This is a genomic window from Micromonospora maritima (genome assembly GCF_902825405.1).
Classification (GTDB): Bacteria; Actinomycetota; Actinomycetes; order Mycobacteriales; family Micromonosporaceae; genus Micromonospora; species Micromonospora maritima.
The window spans coordinates 1-1839 of sequence record NZ_CADEAU010000764.1; the positions used below are offsets into that span (position 1 = coordinate 1).

Below are 1839 nucleotides of genomic sequence, written 5' to 3' on the forward strand. Positions count from 1 at the left end.
GCCGTGCCGGCGGGCCACCGCGTGCAGCCGCGCGAGCGGGGCCAGGTCGCCGTCGACGGAGAAGACCGACTCGGTCACCACCACCGCCGGCCGACCCGGTGCGGCGGCCAGCGCGGCCTCCACCGCCGCCACGTCGGCGTGCGGCGTCACCACCGTCTCCGCGCCGGAGATGCGGCAGCCGTCGATCAGCGACGCGTGGTTGTGGGCGTCGGAGACGAGCAGCGTACGCGGCTGCGTCAGACCCCGGACCGCGGCGAGGTTGGCCAGGTAGCCGGAGGAGAACACCAGTGCCCGGTCGACGCCGAGCCAGCCGGCCAGGTCGTCCTCCAGCGCGTGGTGCAGGTCGGTGGAGCCGCGCACCAGGCGCGACCCGGTGGCGCCCAGCCCGTACCCGGACAGGGCCCGCGCGGCGGCGGCGGTGACCTCCGGGTGGGTGGCCAGGCCGAGGTAGTCGTTGCCGGCCAGGTCGACCACGGCGTCGTCGGCGGACCGCGGGCGCAGCGTGCGGGTCAGACCGGCCCGGGCCCGCAGCTCGGCCCGGCGGTCCAGGGCCGCCAGCCAGTCCGCCACCTGCCGTCCCCTCCCGCCGACTCCCGCCCTCCGGGCGCTTCCGCGGGGCGAAGCTACCACCCGGGCGGACCGCCCCGGCGTGGCGCGGTCCCGGCTCGCCAGCGGTTTCCCGGTGTCTCGGCGGCCTGTTAGGTTACGAGCCATGCCAGAGATCCTCGACCAGGCCCGGACCCGGGTGCTGGAGAACGGCGTCGGCCTCGACGAGGCCGGCATCCTCGCGGTGTTGAACCTGCCCGACGAGCACCTGCCGGCCGCCCTCCAGCTCGCCCACGAGGTCCGCATGCGGTGGTGCGGGCCGGAGGTGGAGGTCGAGGGCATCGTCTCGCTGAAGACCGGCGGCTGCCCCGAGGACTGCCACTTCTGCTCCCAGTCCGGCCTGTTCACCTCGCCGGTGCGCTCGGTCTGGCTGGACATCCCGGCGCTGGTCGAGGCCGCGAAGCAGACCGCCGCGACCGGGGCGACCGAGTTCTGCATCGTGGCCGCCGTGCGCGGCCCGGACACCCGGCTGATGACGCAGATGCGCGAGGGCGTGGCCGCCATCCGGGCCGCCGTCGACATCCAGGTCGCCGCCTCGCTCGGCATGCTCACCCAGGAGCAGGTCGACGAGCTGGTCGAGATGGGCGTGCACCGCTACAACCACAACCTGGAGACCTGCCGCTCCTACTTCCCCAACGTGGTCACCACGCACTCCTGGGAGGAGCGCTGGGAGACGCTGCGGATGGTCCGCGAGTCCGGCATGGAGGTCTGTTGCGGCGGCATCCTCGGGCTCGGCGAGACGGTCGAGCAGCGCGCCGAGTTCGCCGCCCAGCTCGCCGAGCTGGACCCGCACGAGGTGCCACTGAACTTCCTCAACCCGCGTCCGGGCACGCCCCTGGGTGACCGTCCGACGGTCGAGGGCAAGGACGCGCTGCGGGCCATCGCCGCGTTCCGGCTGGCCATGCCGCGCACCATCCTGCGCTACGCGGGCGGCCGCGAACTCACCCTCGGTGACCTCGGCACCCGCGACGGCCTGCTCGGCGGCATCAACGCGGTCATCGTCGGCAACTACCTGACCACGCTGGGCCGGCCGGCGACCGACGACCTGAAGCTGCTGGAAGACCTGAAGATGCCGGTGAAGGCGCTCTCGGCGACCCTGTGAGGCAGAGGTGACCGAACTCTCCCCCGCCACGGCCGTCCCCGCCGCGCTCTGGTGCGACAGGTGCGGCGAGTCGGTGGCGGCCGGGCCGCACCCGGCGTGCGCGGCGGCCCGGGCGCTGGAGCCGCCGCGCT

2 protein-coding genes are annotated in these 1839 nt (G+C 74.6%); one reads left to right on the top strand and one right to left on the bottom strand.

Translation table 11 applies throughout. From position 1 onward, the window contains the following. A partial coding sequence (locus HUW36_RS32030; RefSeq protein WP_174531481.1) for an aminotransferase class I/II-fold pyridoxal phosphate-dependent enzyme occupies positions 1-570 on the bottom strand: 570 nt, incomplete at its 3' end. Positions 571-712: 142 nt separating this feature from the next. Between HUW36_RS32030 and bioB the strand changes: the two genes are divergently transcribed. Further along, positions 713-1708 (top strand): biotin synthase BioB, encoded by a 996-nt coding sequence (gene bioB, locus HUW36_RS32035; RefSeq protein ID WP_174531482.1) that lies wholly within the window; start codon positions 713-715, stop codon positions 1706-1708. The last annotated feature ends 131 nt before the right edge of the window (positions 1709-1839 follow it).

Bases quoted from the DNA above. Each gene is read 5' to 3' on its own strand.
- bioB (WP_174531482.1), top strand. From the start codon at position 713: ATGCCAGAGATCCTCGACCAGGCCCGGACCCGGGTGCTGGAGAACGGC.